Annotated in this window: 14 protein-coding genes and 1 pseudogene; 8 read left to right on the top strand and 7 right to left on the bottom strand. The window is 62.3% G+C overall.

From position 1 onward, the window contains the following. The first annotated feature begins 60 nt into the window (after positions 1–60). Genes ACZ5M5_RS13135 through ACZ5M5_RS13125 form a run of 3 tightly spaced genes read left to right on the top strand, consistent with a single transcriptional unit; the run spans position 61 to position 3055 of the window. On the top strand, positions 61–1248 hold the full coding sequence (locus tag ACZ5M5_RS13135) for an ABC transporter substrate-binding protein (RefSeq protein ID WP_464739177.1): 1188 nt from the start codon (positions 61–63) through the stop codon (positions 1246–1248). After that, on the top strand, positions 1245–2306 hold the full coding sequence (locus ACZ5M5_RS13130) for a FecCD family ABC transporter permease (protein ID WP_103308544.1): 1062 nt from the start codon (positions 1245–1247) through the stop codon (positions 2304–2306). The genes ACZ5M5_RS13135 and ACZ5M5_RS13130 overlap by 4 nt, the downstream gene beginning before the upstream one ends. Further along, positions 2300–3055 carry an ABC transporter ATP-binding protein gene (locus tag ACZ5M5_RS13125; protein WP_103308545.1) on the top strand — a complete coding sequence of 252 codons (756 nt, stop codon included), beginning with the start codon at positions 2300–2302 and terminating at the stop codon, positions 3053–3055. Before ACZ5M5_RS13130 ends, ACZ5M5_RS13125 begins: the two co-directional genes overlap by 7 nt. 43 nt (positions 3056–3098) lie before the next feature. On the opposite strand, the gene ACZ5M5_RS13120 is transcribed toward ACZ5M5_RS13125, so the two are convergent. Beyond that, a complete protein-coding gene (locus ACZ5M5_RS13120; protein ID WP_060742751.1) occupies positions 3099–5060 on the bottom strand; it encodes a methyl-accepting chemotaxis protein in 1962 nt (653 codons plus the stop codon). A gap of 271 nt (positions 5061–5331) precedes the next feature. On the opposite strand from ACZ5M5_RS13120, the gene ACZ5M5_RS13115 reads away from it, so the two are divergent. The 4 genes and pseudogenes from ACZ5M5_RS13115 (at position 5332) to ACZ5M5_RS13100 (ending at position 8174) form a co-directional block, all read left to right on the top strand. Further along, entirely contained in the window at positions 5332–6126 is a 795-nt protein-coding gene (locus tag ACZ5M5_RS13115) for a MipA/OmpV family protein (protein WP_464739176.1), read from the top strand. Further along, complete coding sequence (locus ACZ5M5_RS13110) at positions 6126–6812, top strand: response regulator transcription factor (RefSeq protein ID WP_464739175.1); 687 nt, start codon at positions 6126–6128, stop codon at positions 6810–6812. The genes ACZ5M5_RS13115 and ACZ5M5_RS13110 overlap by 1 nt, the downstream gene beginning before the upstream one ends. Positions 6813–7391: 579 nt before the next feature. Then, positions 7392–7454, top strand: a pseudogene (locus ACZ5M5_RS13105) (hypothetical protein); the annotation flags it as partial. A 108-nt stretch (positions 7455–7562) separates the two neighbouring features. Next, positions 7563–8174 carry a sensor histidine kinase gene (locus ACZ5M5_RS13100; protein ID WP_464739363.1) on the top strand — a complete coding sequence of 204 codons (612 nt, stop codon included), beginning with the start codon at positions 7563–7565 and terminating at the stop codon, positions 8172–8174. A 30-nt stretch (positions 8175–8204) separates the two neighbouring features. On the opposite strand, the gene ACZ5M5_RS13095 is transcribed toward ACZ5M5_RS13100, so the two are convergent. The 5 genes from ACZ5M5_RS13095 to ACZ5M5_RS13075 form a co-directional block, all read right to left on the bottom strand. Continuing rightward, positions 8205–9479, bottom strand: coding sequence for an MFS transporter (locus ACZ5M5_RS13095; RefSeq protein WP_464739174.1), 1275 nt, complete (start codon positions 9477–9479; stop codon positions 8205–8207). Positions 9480–9766: 287 nt separating this feature from the next. Further along, entirely contained in the window at positions 9767–11020 is a 1254-nt protein-coding gene (locus ACZ5M5_RS13090) for an OprD family porin (RefSeq protein WP_464739173.1), read from the bottom strand. Positions 11021–11114: 94 nt separating this feature from the next. Next, on the bottom strand, positions 11115–12419 hold the full coding sequence (locus ACZ5M5_RS13085) for a CitMHS family transporter (RefSeq protein ID WP_060742757.1): 1305 nt from the start codon (positions 12417–12419) through the stop codon (positions 11115–11117). Between the two features lie 141 nt (positions 12420–12560). Continuing rightward, on the bottom strand, positions 12561–13886 hold the full coding sequence (locus ACZ5M5_RS13080; protein WP_060742758.1) for a dicarboxylate/amino acid:cation symporter: 1326 nt from the start codon (positions 13884–13886) through the stop codon (positions 12561–12563). 41 nt (positions 13887–13927) lie between these two features. Beyond that, positions 13928–15010 (bottom strand): 4-oxalomesaconate tautomerase, encoded by a 1083-nt coding sequence (locus ACZ5M5_RS13075; protein WP_103308548.1) that lies wholly within the window; start codon positions 15008–15010, stop codon positions 13928–13930. Between the two features lie 168 nt (positions 15011–15178). On the opposite strand from ACZ5M5_RS13075, the gene ACZ5M5_RS13070 reads away from it, so the two are divergent. Then, positions 15179–16069 carry a LysR family transcriptional regulator gene (locus ACZ5M5_RS13070; RefSeq protein ID WP_464739172.1) on the top strand — a complete coding sequence of 297 codons (891 nt, stop codon included), beginning with the start codon at positions 15179–15181 and terminating at the stop codon, positions 16067–16069. On the opposite strand, the gene ACZ5M5_RS13065 is transcribed toward ACZ5M5_RS13070, so the two are convergent. Beyond that, complete coding sequence (locus tag ACZ5M5_RS13065) at positions 15994–17319, bottom strand: MFS transporter (RefSeq protein WP_464739171.1); 1326 nt, start codon at positions 17317–17319, stop codon at positions 15994–15996. The two genes, ACZ5M5_RS13070 and ACZ5M5_RS13065, sit on opposite strands and share 76 nt — an antisense overlap. Positions 17320–17366: the final 47 nt, after the last annotated feature.

The following is a 17366-nucleotide window of genomic DNA, read 5'->3' as shown; positions in this document are numbered from 1 at the left end:
TGCGGGCCGGGGCGGCGACTTGCGCCGTTGTCCGGTCCGGCTTTTGTAAAGGCATGAACCATGGTTACCGTTTTTCGCCGCCCTCACACCCTTGCCGCCCTGCTGTTCACCGGGCTGCTCGGTGTGTCGTTTCTTTCGCTGACCTCCCGCAACGCCCTGGCCGCCGAGGCGGACCCTGCCCTGGGCAGCGTGACCGACCTGCTCGGGCGCCAGGTCAAGGTCCATCTCCCGGTCAGGCGAGTGATCCTCGGCGAAGGCCGCCAGTTGTACCTGGTGGCGGCACTGGACACGCAAAACCCCATCGAACGCATCGTCGGTTGGCGCAAGGACCTGATCCAGTCGGATCCGGACACCTACGGCGCCTACCTGCGCAAATTTCCCGAGATTGCCAAGATCCCGACCTTCGGCGGGTTCGAGGACGGCACCTTTGACATCGAACAGGCTATCTCCCAGCGTCCGGATGTGATCATCCTCAATATCGAAGCCCAGCACGCCACCGAGGATGCGCGCTACATCGAGAAGCTCGACGCCTTGGGCATCCCGGTGGTCTACGTGGACTTTCGCAACAACCCGATGCAGAACACCGAGCCGACCATGCGCCTGTTCGGCCAACTGTTCGGCAAGCAAGCCCGTGCCGAAGCCTTCATCGATTTTCGCAACCAACAGATTCGACGGGTCACCGACGTCATTGAAGCGCGCCACCCTGCCCGGCCCAAGGTCTTCATCGAGCGCATCGGTGGCTACACCGATGATTGCTGCCTGAGCTTCGGCAACGAGAATTTCGGCCTGTTCGTCGAAATGGCCGGTGGCGACAACATCGCCAAAGGCATCATCCCCACCACGTTCGGCCAGTTGAATGCCGAACAAGTGGTGGTCGCCAACCCGGCACAGGTGGTGGTCACCAGTGCCAACTGGGAAGCCTTTGCACCCGGTGGCCATTGGGTCGGCGTCGGCCCCGGGGCGGACATGGCCCAAGCCAGGAAAAAACTGGCGTGGTACACCCGGCGACCGGCCTACGCCGGCATCAAGGCCCAGGACGACCAGGCGTTCCACGCCATTTGGCACCAGTTCTACAACAGCCCCTATCAGTTCGTGGCCATCCAGCAATTGGCCAAGTGGTTTCACCCGACGTTGTTCACCGACCTGGACCCGGACGCCTCGTTCCGTCAATTGCACGAGCAGTTCCTGCCAGTTCCTTATGAGCCGGGTTACGCCGTCAGCCTGGACCAGACCGAGGACAAGCCATGACGTCGTTGAACGAAACCCTGGTGATGCAACGTGACACCTACCGGCGCCTGGTGCTGCGCAAGCGGCTCATTCTCGGCGGGCTCACGCTGTTGCTGATCTGCAGCGTCCTGCTCGACCTGGCCCTCGGACCGGCACGCTACAGCCTCGACGAAGTGCTCGGCGCACTGTTCTCGCCGGACAGCGCTTCGCCCCAGGTCCGCGTGGTGATGTGGGACATCCGCCTGCCTGTGGCGCTGATGGCCGTTGCGGTCGGCGCCGCGTTGTCGCTGGCCGGCGCGCAGATGCAGACGATCCTCAACAACCCGCTGGCCAGCCCGTTCACCCTGGGCATTTCCGCTGCCGCCAGTTTTGGTGCTGCCATGGGACTGGCGTTTGGCGTGGCCTTGTTCCCATTGGCGGCGCAGTACATGGTGCCGGTGAACGCGTTCATCATGGCCATGTTGTCGGCATTGTTGATCCACTTCCTGAGCCTGCGCCGCGGTGTCACCGCCGAGACCATCGTGCTGCTTGGCATCGCCCTGGTGTTCACCTTCAATGCGTTGCTGGCGCTGGTGCAATTCTTCGCCACCGAGCAAGCCGTGGCCGCCGTGGTGTTCTGGACGATGGGCAGCCTGACCAAAGCCACCTGGCCCAAACTCGGGGTGATCTGCCTGGTGATCCTCGTCACCCTGCCGGTTTTCGCCCGGCGCGCCTGGGCCTTGACCGCGCTGCGGTTGGGGGACGACAAGGCCGCGAGTTTCGGCATCAACGTGCGCAGCCTGCGCTTTCAGACGCTGATCATGGTCAGCCTGCTCGCCTCGTTCCCGGTGGCGTTTGTCGGCACGATCGGCTTCATCGGCCTGGTCGGCCCGCACATCGCGCGGATGCTGATCGGTGAAGACCAACGGTTCTTCCTGCCGGCGTCGTTGCTGACCGGTGCCCTGATTCTGTCCGCCAGTTCGGTGATCAGCAAAACCCTGATCCCTGGGGCCATTTTCCCCATCGGTGTGGTGACATCGCTGATCGGCGTGCCCTTCTTCATATCCTTGATTCTCGGCGGGAAGAAAAACTCATGGTAACGATCCGGCTGGAGAATCTCGGGGCCCGCTATGGCCAGCGCACGGTCATTCACGGCGTGACCACGGCAGCTTTTGTCGGCGGCCAGGTGGTGGCGGTAGTCGGCCCCAACGCGGCGGGCAAATCCACCTTGTTCAAGCGCATGGCCGGGTTGATCGACGGCCCCGGGCAGGTGATCCTGGAGGGCTCGAAAAAAGGACCGCAGGGTATCAGCTACATGCCCCAGGGCTTGAACGCCAGCGCCCGGTTGACGGTGTACGAGTCGGTGCTGCTGGCGCGCAAGCAGCTCACGCCGGGCTGGGTCGTCCACGATGACGAACTGAAGCGGGTGGATGACATTCTCGCCGCGCTGGGCATCACTGAGTTGTCGTTCCGTAATCTCGGAGAGCTTAGCGGCGGACAGCAGCAACTGGTGTCGATCGCCCAGACCCTGGTGCGCGAACCGGAAATCCTGTTGATGGATGAGCCGACCAGCGCCCTGGACATGCATCGGCAAGTCCAGGTGCTGAATTTCATGCGGGCCCTGGCGCGCAAACGCCAGGTCATTGTGTTCATCGCCATCCATGACCTGAACCAGGCGCTGCGCTTTGCCGACCAAGTGCTGGTCATCGCCGACAGCACCGCCCAGGGCAGCGGCCCGAGCGCCGAGGTGATTACCGAGTCGATGCTGCGCCAGGTCTACAAGGTCGAAGCGCGGATCGAGCAGTGCAGCCGCGGCGAGCGCCACATCCTGATCGACGATATCGTTTGAACGCACAGCCGGGCCTTGCGCCAAAGGCCCGGGGCCGCAGGAACTAGGCGACCTTGAAGCGATTGACCAACTGTTGCTGGTACTCGGCCAGGCGCGCCAGTTCCTGGCTGGTGATGGCCGTCTGCTCGGCACCGGCACTCACCTGGATCACCAGGTCATTGATCTCGTTCACGTTACGATTGATGTCCTCGGACACCGCGTTCTGCTCTTCGGCTGCGGAGGCGATCTGGATGTTACGGTCGCTGATCGTCGCCACGCCCTCGGCGATCTCCACCAACAACGTCCCCGCGCGCTCGACTTTGCTCGCCCCGTCCTGAGCCTTGTCCAGGGTCTGTTGCATGGACAGCGCCGCACGATCCGACCCGGCTTGCAGGTTGCTGATCATCTGTTGAATGTTGCCCGTGGACTCCTGCGTCTTTTGTGCCAGGGTGCGCACCTCGGAGGCGACCACCGCAAACCCGCGCCCATGATCACCGGCCCGCGCCGCTTCAATCGCCGCATTGAGCGCCAGCAGATTGGTCTGTTCGGCAATGCCGCGAATCACGTCGAGCACGGAAGAGATCGCATCGCTTTCCAGCTTGAGATCACCAATGATCCCCGCGGTCTCCTCGGCCTGCCCGGACAATTGACGAATCAGCCCGATGGTACTTTCGATTTCCACGCGCCCTTGCGCCGTGCTGAGGTTGACCTGTTGCGACATGTGCGCCGCATCGTTGGTACTTTGCGCCACCTCGCGCACCGTGGCGCTCATCTGATTGATCGCGGTGGCCACCTGCTCGGTGCCTTGGCGCTGTTGCTCGACACTCGCACTGGTCTGGACCGTCACCGTGGAAGACTCTTGCGCGGCGGTGGCCACCTGCGCCGTGGCATTGCCGATTTCCTGCACGACTTCGCTGATCTCCTGCGCCATGCGATTGAGGTTGCGCGAGATCTGGCCGAATTCATCCCGACCCTCGTACGTGGCCCTGGCAGTGAGATCACGTTGTGCCAGGCCGTTCAGGGCCCGGTTCACATCGCGTACCGCCAAATCGATCATACGGATGATCACATACGACAGCACCGTCACCGCCAGCAGCGCCACGACGACCGCACCGAGGGTCAACCACAACGCACGGCTGGCTTCATCGCGCCCGTGTACCGCCAGGCGGCTGACGTTTTGACCGAGGGCTTCCTCCACTTGGCCCATCATGTCGATGCGCTGAGTGGAGAGTTCAAACCAGGCCTCTGGCTTGATGCCCAGCGACTGCCCCAATGGCACTTCGAAAGCCAGGCGCTGCAACTTGCCCACTTCGACCGCAGCGGGTTTGAGCATCTGCTCGGTAAACTGTTGAAGCAAGGCTGGCTGGGCCTGGCGACGGAATGCGTCGGAATAAGCCGAGAACTCGCCGAGATTACGGCTAAAGCGCGACAACAATGTCTCGTCGAAACGGTCCTGACTGAATACCAGGCCCAGCACGACCCGCTCGCGTCCAGCCCGCTCTTTCATCTCGATAAACTGATTGAGCGCACCGAGTGCATGAACAATGGTGGCGTTGTTGATCGTCGCTTCCAAAGAGTGGGTATAGCCCACGAGCGCTTGAATGATCTCGGTATAACGAACACCCGATTCGGTGCTGCTGATACCCAACTTATCCACTTGCCCACGGATGGCGGGCAGTTGCGCCAAGGCCTGGAGGACGTTGTCCAATTGTGCGCTCCCCGACGCAGACAACCGGCTCACCACCTCGACAGAAGCATTGGAATCCTGGCGCGCCTGGGCCATCCGCTCGCCCATGGACTTGCCCGCGCTGCCCAGGAACACCCCGCTGGCGCCGCGTTCACGCTGCAATACCGTAATCAGTTGGCTCAACTTCTGCGCCGTGGCGCTGGCGGTGACCGTGGCGTCCATATCGCGCAGTGTCTTGTAGTTATCCACGACAAAGACGCCGGCCAAAATCAGGAATCCCAACAAGGGAAGGAGCAGGATCAATAAAAGTTTCAGACGCAGCGGTGCATTCCTGAGCATTTCCGTTCAAGCCTCATTTAAAAATGAATTAGTGACGCGTGAACTTATTGTAAGAAGGCTGTTATACACGCTGACTTGACGTGATCTTAGCGCAATACCAAATAGCCATCACCCCTGATATTGCACCGCTTGGCACATATAACGGCCATGAAGCGGGAATATGTATTTGCCTTGATCGAGGTCAAGCTTTCGACAAATAACCGTAAGTATCCGGTAAGGGAAGACGCTCAACGATAGGCGCGCATTTCATCCTGTCCCGTTGGAGCACCCCATGCATTTGCTGCGCTTAGCCGTTTCCACCATCCCGAGCCTGATCCTACTGACTGCGCCCCCTTCAGCGCTGGCCGCACAGGCCGCCGAACCTGAAACCGCCAAACCGTCTTCGTCCTGGGGGCTGGGGGTCGGCGCCATCAGCAGCCAGCAGCCCTATACCGGCATCGATCGTGGCAACAAGGCGATACCGCTGATCTACTTCGAGAACGAATACCTGCGGGTGTTCGGCCCGAACGCCGAGGTCAAGCTGTCGCAGGTCGAGATCAACGACACCCAGCACATCGATTTCAGCCTCGTGGGCCAGTACGACTTCAGTGGCTATGATGCCGATGACTCGCGGGTTTTCGATGGCATGAGCGACCGTAAAAGCAGCTTCTGGGCCGGAGCGAAAGTGCAGTGGCACACCGACTGGGTGGACGCCCACGCCGAGTGGCTGGCGGATGTATCGGGCAACAGCAAGGGGCAGCGCTTCAACCTGGGCCTGGAGCGGACCTGGCGACTCGACGACCACATGACCCTCACGCCCCACGTGACGGCGATGTGGCAGGACAAGAAATACGTCGATTATTATTTTGGCGTGCGCGACAGTGAAGCCCGCATCGATCGCGCGGCCTATGATGGCAAGTCCGCCCTCAATACCGAGTTTGGCGTCCGGGGAAACTACATGTTCGATAAGCACCACTCTGTGTTCCTCGATATCAAGGCGACCCGCTTCGCCAGTGAGATCAAGGACAGCCCGCTGGTAGATCGTTCTACCGACAGCGCGCTGTTCGGCTACCTGTACCGCTTCTGATGAGCCGCATTCTGTTGGTCGAGGACCACGAACGCTTGGCCCAACTGGTCAGCACGGGATTGACGAACGCCGGGATCGCCGTCGATGTGATCAACCGCATGGACGGTGCATGGGCGGCCATCCTGCGGGTGCCCTACCAGGCGCTGATCCTCGATCGCGGCTTGCCGGACGGCGATGGGCTTGTCTTGTTGAAGCGCCTGCGCAGCGCCGGGCTTGGCCTGCCGTGCCTGGTGCTCACGGCACGGGATGCCCTGCATGATCGGGTACAGGGGCTCGATGCCGGTGCCGATGACTATCTGCCCAAGCCGTTTGCCATGGATGAAATGGTTGCCCGGGTGCGGGCTTTGCTGCGGCGCCCCGTGGACTGTCGCCCACTGGCGCCCAGCCACGGTGACCTGAGCCTGCAACCCGAGACCGGCACTCTGTGCTGTGCGAATGAAAGCATTACCCTGGCGCCGGCGGAAATGCAGATCATGTTGCTGCTGTTGCGCAAGCCTGGGGAAATCGTCCGCCGCGCCAGCATAGAGGCGGCGGGCTGGGGCTTGAGCGAGGCGGTCACGCCGAACGCCCTGGACGTGGCCCTGCACCGTATCCGCCGCAAGCTGCTTGCCATCGGCTCCCGCCAACGCATTGTCAACCTGCGAGGTCTCGGTTATGCGCTCCGCCAGGTCGACGTGGTTGAGTAGCCTCCGGTTCAAGGTGCTGCTGGCCTATATCGCCGGCGTGGCGCTGAGCATTCTGTTGATCGTGTCGGCGGCGTTGGCCCTGGTCAGCTCACAGAGCGACATCCTGTCGGTCATGAACATGGCCGAACGCACCCAGGAGCTGGCGGAGAAACTCCAGTTCGATGCTGGCGGGAGCCCGGTCGGATTCGACCCCAGCGAGGCGGATCGAATCTGGACCTATGACAGCATGGGACAGGAGATCGGTTACCGCGTGCTGGACGCCTCGGCAAACGTGGCCCTGGCGTCCACCGATGCGACCTTCTGGCCGGCGAGTGCCTCGCTGCGCCCTTTGGAGCACGAACCGTTCAAGTTCGAGCGCCAGGGCATCTTGATGTACGGTGCCACCGCGCCAGTCGAACACGACGGCCAGACCTGGTTCCTGCAGCTTGCCGTCAGCGAACGGTTGATGGACCTCTTTCACGGCGCCTTCGCGCTGCCCTTCATGGGGCCGGCATCGTCCTGTTCAGCCTGGTACTGCTCTTCGTCTTTGGTGCCTGCGCCTATGTCATCCTGGGTTACACGCTCAAGCCCTTGCGCGAAGTGTCCGAGTCGGCTGCGGCCATCTCGCCTCGCTCGCTGCATTCGCGCTTGCAGGTCAGCCGCGTACCTTCCGAAGTCTTGCCACTGGTGGACAGTTTCAATCGGGGCCTCCAGCGCCTGGAAAATGGCTACCGGATCCAGCAGGAATTTCTGGCGACCGCGGCGCACGAGTTGAAGACACCGCTGGCGCTGATACGCGCGCAGATCGAATTGATGGCAGACAGTCCCGATCGCAGCGCGCTCCTCAACGACGTCGCCCACATGACCCGCCAAGCCCAGCAACTGCTGCTGTTGACCGAAGCCAGCGAGGCGCAGAACTATAGGTTTGCCGCGGTCGAACTGGCCGATGTCGCGAAGGAAGCCGCCGACTATCTACAGCGCATGGCCGAAGCCGTCGACGTACGCCTGGTGCTGGCCGACGATTGCACGGGCGTTGCCCCCTGGCAGGCTGATCGCAGCGCCCTCTTCACCTTGCTGAAAAACCTGCTGGAGAACGCCCTCCAACACGCCCCTCGAGGCACCGAGGTGCGAGTGGACATCGCCAGGGATCACTTGAGCGTACGCGATTGGGGCCCTGGGGTTGATCGGGAGCAACTGCCCCAGCTATTCGTGCGCTTCTGGCGCGGGCCCCATCGCCGCGACCATGGCGCCGGCCTGGGCCTGACGATCTGCCAGGAAATCGCCCAGGCCCATGGCTGGACGCTTTCAGCCACAAGAGCGGAACCAGGACTGCTGCTTCAGTTGTCTCGCCGGGAACACCCCAGCGACCCCGCCCGGGCTTGAACAGCGCGGGGTCGAACCGGGTACGCGGCCTCAGGCGACCCCGCCGTCGGGCACCGCAAGGGGGTCGGCCTGGGACACGCGGCTTGGCCTGAAGGTCTCGGGCATCGCCAGCAACAGGCCGAATGCCAGCGCGGCAATCGCCGCCAGGGTCAGGAACGCCGCGCTGTAGCCAGCCCCTTGCACCACGAAGCCGGCCAGGCTGTTGCTCAACGCGGCGCCGAGCCCGAACACCGTCGACAACACCCCGAGGCTGACGTTGAAGCGCCCGGTGCCCTGGGTCAGGTCCTTGACCACCAGAGGAAACAGCGCGCCGAACAGCCCGGCACCGATACCGTCCAGCAGTTGCACCGCCACCAACCAGTAGGGGTCGTCCGAGAGCACGTACAACACACCGCGGATTGGCAGGATCAGGAAGCCGGCCAGCAGCAACGGCTTGCGGCCCCAGGCATCGGCCTTGACGCCCACCAGCCACGCCATGGGCACCATGACCAGTTGCGCCGCAACGATACAAGCCGATGTCAACGGCGTGGCCAGGTGCACATTGGCCTGGGCGAGCTTCTGGCTGACCAGCGGGAGCATCGCCGCGTTTGCCAGGTGGAACAGCCCGCAGCAAATGGCGAACAACAGCAGCGTACGGTTATCCAGCAGGACCCGTAGCGTCGAGGGTACAGGACCGTGAACCAGTTGCCCCGCCTCCAGGCCCCGTGCCACGTCATGGTCGATGGCCTCGGCGGACACGCAATTGACCGCCACGATGCTGGCCAATGCCATGGCGGCCATCAGGTAGAACACCGCGATGGGACCGAACAACCAGGCGAACCCACCCGCCAGCAGCGCGGCGCAGGCATTGCCCGCGTGATTGAATGTTTCGTTGCGCCCCGTGCGCCGTGTAAAGGCCTTGGCGCCGGTAATGCCCAGGGAAATCGCCGCGATGGCCGGCGCAAAGACTGACGCTGCCACGGCGCCGATGGCCTGAGTCAATGCCACCAGGCCAAAGGACGACGTGAACGGAAGCACCAGGCACCCCAGCGTCACCGCCAAGGCCGCCACGGCCACCACGGCACGCTTACTGCGCACCCGGTCGATCAACGCGCCGGCGGGCGCCTGGGCGACGAGCCCGGCCATGGCCGCCACCGTCATCACCACGCCAATGCTGGCCGGGTCCCAGCGATGCACCGCCAGCAGGTAGATCGCCAGGTAAGGGCCCAAGCCATCGCGCACATCCGCGAGGAAAAAATTCAGGCCATCCAGGGAAAGGTTGTTGCGTCGGTCTCGGTTTCGATCCACAGCGGCCTCGACGGGCATTGCCCCAAAGAAAATTGACGCAATGATGTCGCAAAGAATCGAACCGGGCCACCGTGATGAGCGCGGGGCCACTGAGAAAACCGTGGCGAGGGAGCTTGCTCCCGCTGGGTCGCGAAGCGACCCCAAAACCTGCCGAACGCGTAACACAGACACACCGCACCCGCCGGTTCACGACTGCTTCGCAGCCGAGCGGGAGCAAGCTCCCTCGCCACAGGTCCATCGTTGTTTCTTAGGTGAACTGCATGACCTACCAAATCCATCGTTGTTTCTTAGGTGAACTGCATGCCCTACCAAAGCGCGATGTCGTAGGTAAAGTAGACCCGGTTGCTGTCACGACCACGGGAAAAGTCCGAGCGATAGACGTAGTTTCGCAACTTCACCCCCAGCCCCTTGAACGTACCCTGCTGCACCACATAGGCGATCTCTGCGTCACGTTCCCACTCTTTGACCGCGGTGTCGGACTTACCGTCGTTACCGCTCAGGTAGCGGGTGGAGAACGTCAGGCCGGACACACCGAGGCGCGCGAAGTCGTAGCCGTAACCGAGCATCCAGGTCTTCTCGTCTTCCTCGATGAACTTGCCGATCCCGACGTTGCTGAAGGAGTACACCGTGGCGCCGCTGACGTAAGGCAGGCCCGCCTCGCCGCTGAGGGTCTGGTAACCGGCGCTCAGTGTGTGGCCGACAACGGCGTAGGACAGCGACCCGCTGAGCATGTCGTTGTCGATCTTGCCGCCGTAGGCCGACCCCGAGTCGACGCTGTTGAAGTAGCGCAGGTCGCTGGTCAATACCCCGGCGCCCAGGGGCAGATCATGCTGGATGCCAACGAAGTTCTGTCGATAGAAATTCTCCAGCTCGCCATAGAAGTAGCTCAGGCGGATGTGCTTGCCCAGCTTGTAGTCGGCGCCGGCATAGCTGAAGTCACCGGACTTATCGCCGCCGTAGCCGTCCGGCACGATGGGCATGCTGTCGCTCGAATCCCGCAGCTTGAAACGCTCCAGGTGCCCGCCGGTGACGGTGAGGTTGTCAATGTCGTTGCTGCTGATCTGGGTGCCTTGGTAAGTCTGGGGCAACAGCCGCGCATCGTTGTAGACCAGCACCGGGGTCTTGGGCAGCAAGGTGCCGTATTTGAGTGTGGTTTTGGCCAGCCGGGCCTTGGCGGTCATGCCCGCACTGGCGAACTCGTCGGCGGCGCGACCGTCGTCATGCACCGGCAGCAGGCCAGTGCCACTGCGACCACGCCCGGAATCGAGCTTGACCCCGAGCAGGCCCAGGGCATCGACCCCGAAGCCGAGGGTGCCCGGCGTAAAGCCTGACTGGTAATCCAGCAGGAAGCCCTGGGCCCATTCGGTGCGCTCACTCTTGGCGGTCCTCGCCGCCCGGGCGCTCATACCGTGCTCGTCGCGAAAATTTTCGTTGAAGTAGACGTTGCGCAATTGCAGCTTCAGCTTGCTGTCATCGATGAAACCTTCGGCGCTGGCCGTGGCCAGGGGCAACAGGCCAAGGATTGGAAACAAAGCCCCGCGGGTCAGCAAAATGGTCATGTCTGGCTACTCGTTGTTGTTATTGGGCGTGCAGGCCTTCTCACCCCCATTTGCAGGGGGCGTGTCAGGCAGGAAAACAAGGTTGTCGGGTGAATCAGGAAAACAGCGTCAGTGCCCCGGTCAGCAGGGCCAGCGCGGTAATCACCAGGGACGTGAGCACCGCCCATTTGACGGTGGCTTTCTGGAAGTCGCCCAGGTCGCGATCGACCATGCCCACCAGCAACAGGGTCGAGGCCACCAGCGGGCTCATCAGGTGCACCGGCTGGCCGAGAATGGAGGCCCGGGCAATTTCCACCGGATCGATCCCGTAGGCAGCGGCGGCGTTGGCCAGGATCGGCACGACCCCGAAGTAGTAGGCATCGTTGGACAATACGAAGGTCAGCGGCATGCTGGTAATCGCCACCACCAGCGGGAACAGATGGCCCCAGGAAGGCGGAATCCAATCGACCAGGGTTTGCGCCAGGGCATCGACCATTTTCGTTCCGGAGAAGATGCCGGCGAAGATGCCCGCGGCAAACACCAGCAGGACCACGGTCATGGCGTTGCCCGAATGGGCGAGAATGCGCTCCTTCTGAATATCCAGTTGCGGATAGTTGATCATCAGCGCCAGGACGAAACCGATCAGGAACAGAATCGCCGAGTGCATGAGCCCCATCACCAGCGCGACCATCACCGCGACCACCAGCAGCAGGTTGACGTAGGCCAGTTTCGGGCGCTTGTGTGGCGTGTCCTCGATGATCGCGTTGATGTAGCAGTCACCGCCACCGCTTTGCAGCTGGACGTTACCAATGCGCTTGCGCTCGGCACGGCCCAGCAGGAAGGCCGTGAACACCACCCACATCGCACCACCGATCATGGTCGGCAGCAACGGCACGAAATACTCACCGGCATCCAGGCCCAGCGCTGCGATCGCACGGGTCGCCGGGCCGCCCCAAGGGGTCATGCCGCTCATGATGCTCAGGGAGAGCATGGAAATGGTCGCCAGGATCATCGGGTTCATGCCGATGCGCTTATACAGCGGCAGCATCGCGGCACAGGTGATCATGTAGGTCGTCGTGCCGTCACCGTCCAGCGCCACCAACAGCGACAGCAGTGCGGTGCCCACGGCGATTTTCATCGGGTCGCCATTGACCCGCTTGAGGATCTTGCGGATCAGCGGGTCGAACAGCCCAGCGTCGATCATCAGGCCGAAAAACAGGATCGCGAACAACAGCAGTGCCGCCGAGGGCGCGACCATTTTCAGGCCGTCCAGCATCATCTTGCCGGTGGTCCCGCCAAAGCCGCCGAGCACGGCAAAGACGATGGGCACTACCGTCAGGGCGACAATCGGGGACAACCGTTTGGTCATTATCAGGAAAGTGAAGACCACCACCATGGCCAAGCCAAGTAAAGCGAGCATATGTCAGATCTCTTGTTGTTATGAGTAGCTTGGCAGACACCCAGGCACACGCCCTCCCACCCGCCAGGCAACACGCTGAAGTGTGCCTGGCGAGAGGTATCGAGTGAGCTTGCGCGGTGCTGTCGAGTCAGCCGTGAGCGGCTAGATGTGTTTGGCGACCTTCGCGCCGTCCCAGCTCGAGTCCGTTGCCGGGGTCTGTGTCAGGGCGGGTTTGCCATCCAGGGTCTGCAACAGCACTTCGCGGTCACAGGCATTCTCCGAGAGGGAGATCACCACGGTCGCAACGGCGTTGCTCGCCAGGCTGGTCAACGCCCGCGCTTCGGACATGAACCGGTCGATCCCGATCAATAGGGCCAGGCCCGCCAGGGGAATGTCGTGGATGACCGTCAAGGTCGAGGCCAGGGCGACAAACCCGCTGCCGGTCACACCCGCGGCCCCCTTTGACGACAGCAGCATGATCGCCAGCATGGTGATGACCTGGGTCAGCGTCAGGTCGATGTTGCAGGCCTGGGCAATGAAGATCGCCGCCAGCGACAGATAGATCGCCGTGCCGTCGAGGTTGAACGAGTAGCCGGTCGGCAGCACCAGCCCCACGACCCCTTTCTTGCAACCCAGGGCCTGGAGTTTTTCCAACATCCGCGGCATTACCGGTTCGGTCGAGGACGTGCCGAGCACCACCAGGAACTCTTCACGCAGGTAACGCAACAGCTTCCACAGGCTGAAACCGTGGGCGCGGCAAAGGCTGCCCAACACCACAAAGACGAAGAAAGCGCAGGCGATGTACAAGGTCATGATCAACTTGGCCAGCGAGCCCAGCGACGTGATGCCGTACTGCCCCACCGTGAAGGCCAAGGCCCCGAAAGCGCCAATCGGAGCGAAACGCATCAGGTAGGAGAAAATCTTGAACACCATGTGCGAAGCCGACTCCAGGACCTCCAGCACAGGCTTGCCGCGCTCGCCCAGGGACGATAGGGCAAAACCGCAGAGCACCGCGATAAACAGCACCGGCAGCACCTCGCCTTTATTGAAGGCGCCGATGAAGGTGTCGGGAATGATGTGCATGAAGAAGTCCACCACGCTCAGTTTCGCGGCGGATTCGGTGTACTGCGACAGCCCCTGGGTACTCAACTGCGTCGGGTCGATGTTCATGCCTGCGCCGGGCTTGAACAGGTAGACCGACACCAGGCCGATGATCAGGCTGATCACCGTCAGCGCCAGGAACAACAGCATGGTCTTGCTCAACAAACGCCCCAGCGAGCGCTTGTCGCTCATACCGGCGATGCCAGTGACAATGGTGCAGAACACCACCGGCGCGATCATCATCTTGATCAGCTTGATGAAGGCATCGCCCAGCGGCTTCAAGGCAATTGCCTGTTGCGACCAGAAGTGCCCGACGACCACGCCCAGCAGCACGGCGCAGATGATCTGGAAGTAGAGCGATTTAACAACTTTCATGGCATCACCCATTTTTAGAATTGTTCTGATGCAAAAGACCCTGGCAACCAGGGTTATCCGGCCAGCCGTTGGGACGCCGTGGCGTAGACGTAACCCGAGAAAAGCCGGCGCGCGGTACGTACTACCGAAGCCCGAATGGTCTCACCCTTTTCACCGGTGTAGGACAGTACGACATCAATACCGCCGCTTGGGTGTTCGATCCGAACCTGTTGCAAGCGCGGTTCGCTGACGTTGCCGAGCAACTGTGCAACGACGCTGCCTTCGGTTACGCACGCCGTGGCCAGGCCGATGGAGCCGGTGATCGCCAGGGCGCGGTGACAGTTGTGCGGCATGAAGTAGCGCACCTGGATCGTCCCGCCGCACTTGGCCGGAGACACCAGCACCGGCTTGGGAATGACCTTGTCGCTGACATCACCCAGGCCCATCGCCAGGCCGGCTTTCAGCCGCAAGGACTCCAGCCGCTGCAGGAAGGCTTTATCGGCGTCCAGTTCGGCAGGGCTTTCGTCACCGCGTTTGCCGAGCTGGCTGGCCTCGACAATCATCATCGGCATCGCCATGTCGATGCAGGTCACCGGGATGCCGTCGATCTGGTCCTGGGTCTGCCCGGTCGGGAAGAGTTTCCCCGTCTTGCTACCCGCCGCATCGAGAAACGTCAGTTGTACCGGAGCGGCTGTGCCAGGCACGCCGTCGATGGCGGTGTCGCCTTCATAGCTGACCTTGCCTTGCGGGGTTTGCACTTCGGCATTCACGAAAGTCCCGGTGTTGAGGTTGCGAATACGCACCCGGGTCAGATCGCCAGAAGGCTTGACCAGCCCCTGCTCGATGGCGAACGGGCCGACGGCGCAGAGCATGTTGCCGCAGTTGGGGGCGGTATCGACCCGACGCTGGGAAACCATGACCTGGACGAACAGATAATCGACATCCGCGTCAGGGTGCAGCGATGGGCTGACGATCGCCACTTTGCTGGTTTGTGGGCTGCCGCCACCGATGCCGTCGATTTCCAGCTCGTGGCCGGAGCCCATCAGGTTGAGCAGCAGCTCGTCACGTTCGGCGATGGCGACCGGCAGATCCCAGGCGAGAAACACCGGGCCTTTGGACGTACCGCCGCGCATTAGCACACAAGGAATTCGCTGCATGTTCACTAACTCTTGTTGATCAATCTGGATAATTGATGCTCTGGACACAAGAGTGGCAAAATTTGAAAAGTGTTTCCAATGCAAAGATCAGAGAGATTATTGCGTTTCACAAATGAATTAATTTACGATGATTTGCACCGCGCATCCCCCTCTCCGGTGAGGTAGAACATGGAATATGAGCTTCAGGACATACGATCTTTCGTGAAAATCGCCGAACTGGGCAGTTTCCACGAAGCCGCCAATGCGCTGCATCTGTCACAACCGGCCCTGAGCCGACGGATGAAAAAACTCGAGGAAGGCCTGGGAACCGCTTTGCTCGACCGCACGACCCGCAAGGTCAGCCTGACGAGTGTCGGCCGTGACTTCCTGCCCAAGGCGCGGCGCCTGCTGGATGATTTCGACGACTCGATTCTCAACATCCGCGAGCTGGCGGAGCGGCAGATCGGCCGGGTGACCTTGGCGTGCATCCCCACGGCGGCGTTCTATTTCCTGCCTTCGGTGATCCGCCTCTACAACGAGCGCTACCCGAAAATCCGCATCCGCCTGCTCGACCTCAGCGCCAACGAAGGGCTCGAAGCCGTGCTGCGCGGCGAAGCCGACTTCGGCATCAACATGATGAGCGGCCAGCACCCGGACATCGAGTTCGTGCCCCTGGTCAACGAACCCTTTGTGCTGGCCTGCCGACGCGACCATGAATTGGCTGAACGCAGTGCGGTCACCTGGTCGGAACTCAGCGACTATCGGCTGATCGGGGTCGGGCGCCTGAGCGGCAACCGCATGCTGCTGGACCACGCGCTGTCGGGCCTGAGCTGGCGCCCGCAGTGGTTCTACGAAGTTCAGCACTTGTCTACGTCGCTGGGACTGGTCGAGGCCGGCCTGGGCGTGTCGGCGATGCCCAGCCTGGCCATGCCGGCCGGGGATCATCCAACCCTGGTCAGCGTGCCGCTGATCGAGCCGGTGGTAAACCGCTCCCTGGGCCTGGTCTACCGCCGGGGCGCATCGCTCTCCCCGGCTGCGGAGAAATTCGTCTCGATCCTGCTTGAGCAGTGGCCGCAATGAAGCGAGCGTCTCCACACCACCAGCGCGGCGAGGCTGATCGAGGCGCCCAGCAGGCTGACCGCCATCCAGCCCCACAGCGCATAGACCTGGGTCGCGGCGGTCGCGCCCAATGCGCTGCCCACCGAGTAGAAACACATGTAGGCGCCGACCATGCGACTCTGGGCGTCGGGCCGCGCGGCGAAAATCAGGCTCTGGTTGGTGACGTGCACGGCTTGTACCGCGAAGTCGAGTAGCACCACGCCGCAGACCAGTGCAATCAGGGAGCTCTCGGTAAACGCGATGGGCAGCCAGGAAAACGTCAGGAGCCCCAGCGACCAGCCGGTAACCCGTTGCCCCCAGCCTTGATCGGCCCAGCGACCGGCGCTTCTGGCCGCCAGGGCACCGGCGACACCCGCCAGCCCAAACAGGCCGATGGCCGTGTGTGAAAGTGACAGCTGTGCGGCGCTCAACGGCAGCACCATCGCAGTCCACAGCACCGAAAAAGCGGCAAAGATCAGCAAGGCCAGCAGGCCTCTGGTCCGTAGCATCGGCTCGGTCACGAACAGCATGAACAGCGAGCGGATAAGCGCCAGGTAGGGCTGCCGGTGACGGGGCGACGCAGCGGCGGGCACCACGACCCAGAACACTGCCGCGATGGCCAGCATCAAGCCCGAGGACACAAAATAAACCCCGCGCCAGCCCGCCAGGTCGGCGATCACCCCGGAGGTGAACCGCGCCAGGAGAATCCCCAGGACAATGCCACTGGTGACGGTACCCACGGTCTGTCCCCGTTGGGATGGCGAGGACAGCACGGCGGCATAGGCCACCAGCACCTGGACGACCACCGCCAGCAACCCCATCACGACCATGGCGCCCAGCAAAGCCAACCAATGCTGGGCTGCGCCGACGGCCGCCAGCGCGATGGCTGACAACACCAATTGCGCGAAAACCAGCCGTTTACGGTCGACCCTGTCCCCCAGCGGGACGATGAACAGCAACCCCAGCGCGTACCCCACCTGGGTGGCCGTCACCACTCCCCCGATCAATCCGGAAGCGACACCCAGGCTCTCGGCCATCGAGGCGAGCAAGGGTTGGGCAAAGTAGACATTGGCGACGGCCAGGGCGCAGGTCACGGAAAACAATAACGTGAGCGACGGCGAAAGCCCCGGGCACTGCTGTTCATTCAAAGAGCCCGTGGTGAGGGCGCTTGCTCCCTCGTCACCCTGACTTTCCGAAGGCTGCTGGGTGAAACAGTCGGCCTCTGCTGTCATGCACGTCTCCTTGGCGCTAAACTGGTTTCAATTAAAAACCTGTCTGA

The sequence above is a fragment of the Pseudomonas sp. Van50 genome, from assembly GCF_055390755.1.
Note: the sequence above shows the minus strand (reverse complement) of the source record. Positions and strands in the feature narration are given on the sequence as shown.

Excerpts from the sequence above, each read along its gene's own strand:
- ACZ5M5_RS13135 (WP_464739177.1), top strand. The coding sequence starts at position 61 with ATGGTTACCGTTTTTCGCCGCCCTCACACCCTTGCCGCCCTGCTGTTC.
- ACZ5M5_RS13130 (WP_103308544.1), top strand. The coding sequence starts at position 1,245 with ATGACGTCGTTGAACGAAACCCTGGTGATGCAACGTGACACCTACCGG.
- ACZ5M5_RS13125 (WP_103308545.1), top strand. The coding sequence starts at position 2,300 with ATGGTAACGATCCGGCTGGAGAATCTCGGGGCCCGCTATGGCCAGCGC.
- ACZ5M5_RS13120 (WP_060742751.1), bottom strand. The coding sequence starts at position 5,060 with ATGCTCAGGAATGCACCGCTGCGTCTGAAACTTTTATTGATCCTGCTC.
- ACZ5M5_RS13115 (WP_464739176.1), top strand. The coding sequence starts at position 5,332 with ATGCATTTGCTGCGCTTAGCCGTTTCCACCATCCCGAGCCTGATCCTA.
- ACZ5M5_RS13110 (WP_464739175.1), top strand. The coding sequence starts at position 6,126 with ATGAGCCGCATTCTGTTGGTCGAGGACCACGAACGCTTGGCCCAACTG.
- ACZ5M5_RS13095 (WP_464739174.1), bottom strand. The coding sequence starts at position 9,479 with ATGCCCGTCGAGGCCGCTGTGGATCGAAACCGAGACCGACGCAACAAC.
- ACZ5M5_RS13090 (WP_464739173.1), bottom strand. The coding sequence starts at position 11,020 with ATGACCATTTTGCTGACCCGCGGGGCTTTGTTTCCAATCCTTGGCCTG.
- ACZ5M5_RS13085 (WP_060742757.1), bottom strand. The coding sequence starts at position 12,419 with ATGCTCGCTTTACTTGGCTTGGCCATGGTGGTGGTCTTCACTTTCCTG.
- ACZ5M5_RS13080 (WP_060742758.1), bottom strand. The coding sequence starts at position 13,886 with ATGGGTGATGCCATGAAAGTTGTTAAATCGCTCTACTTCCAGATCATC.
- ACZ5M5_RS13075 (WP_103308548.1), bottom strand. The coding sequence starts at position 15,010 with ATGCAGCGAATTCCTTGTGTGCTAATGCGCGGCGGTACGTCCAAAGGC.
- ACZ5M5_RS13070 (WP_464739172.1), top strand. The coding sequence starts at position 15,179 with ATGGAATATGAGCTTCAGGACATACGATCTTTCGTGAAAATCGCCGAA.
- ACZ5M5_RS13065 (WP_464739171.1), bottom strand. The coding sequence starts at position 17,319 with ATGACAGCAGAGGCCGACTGTTTCACCCAGCAGCCTTCGGAAAGTCAG.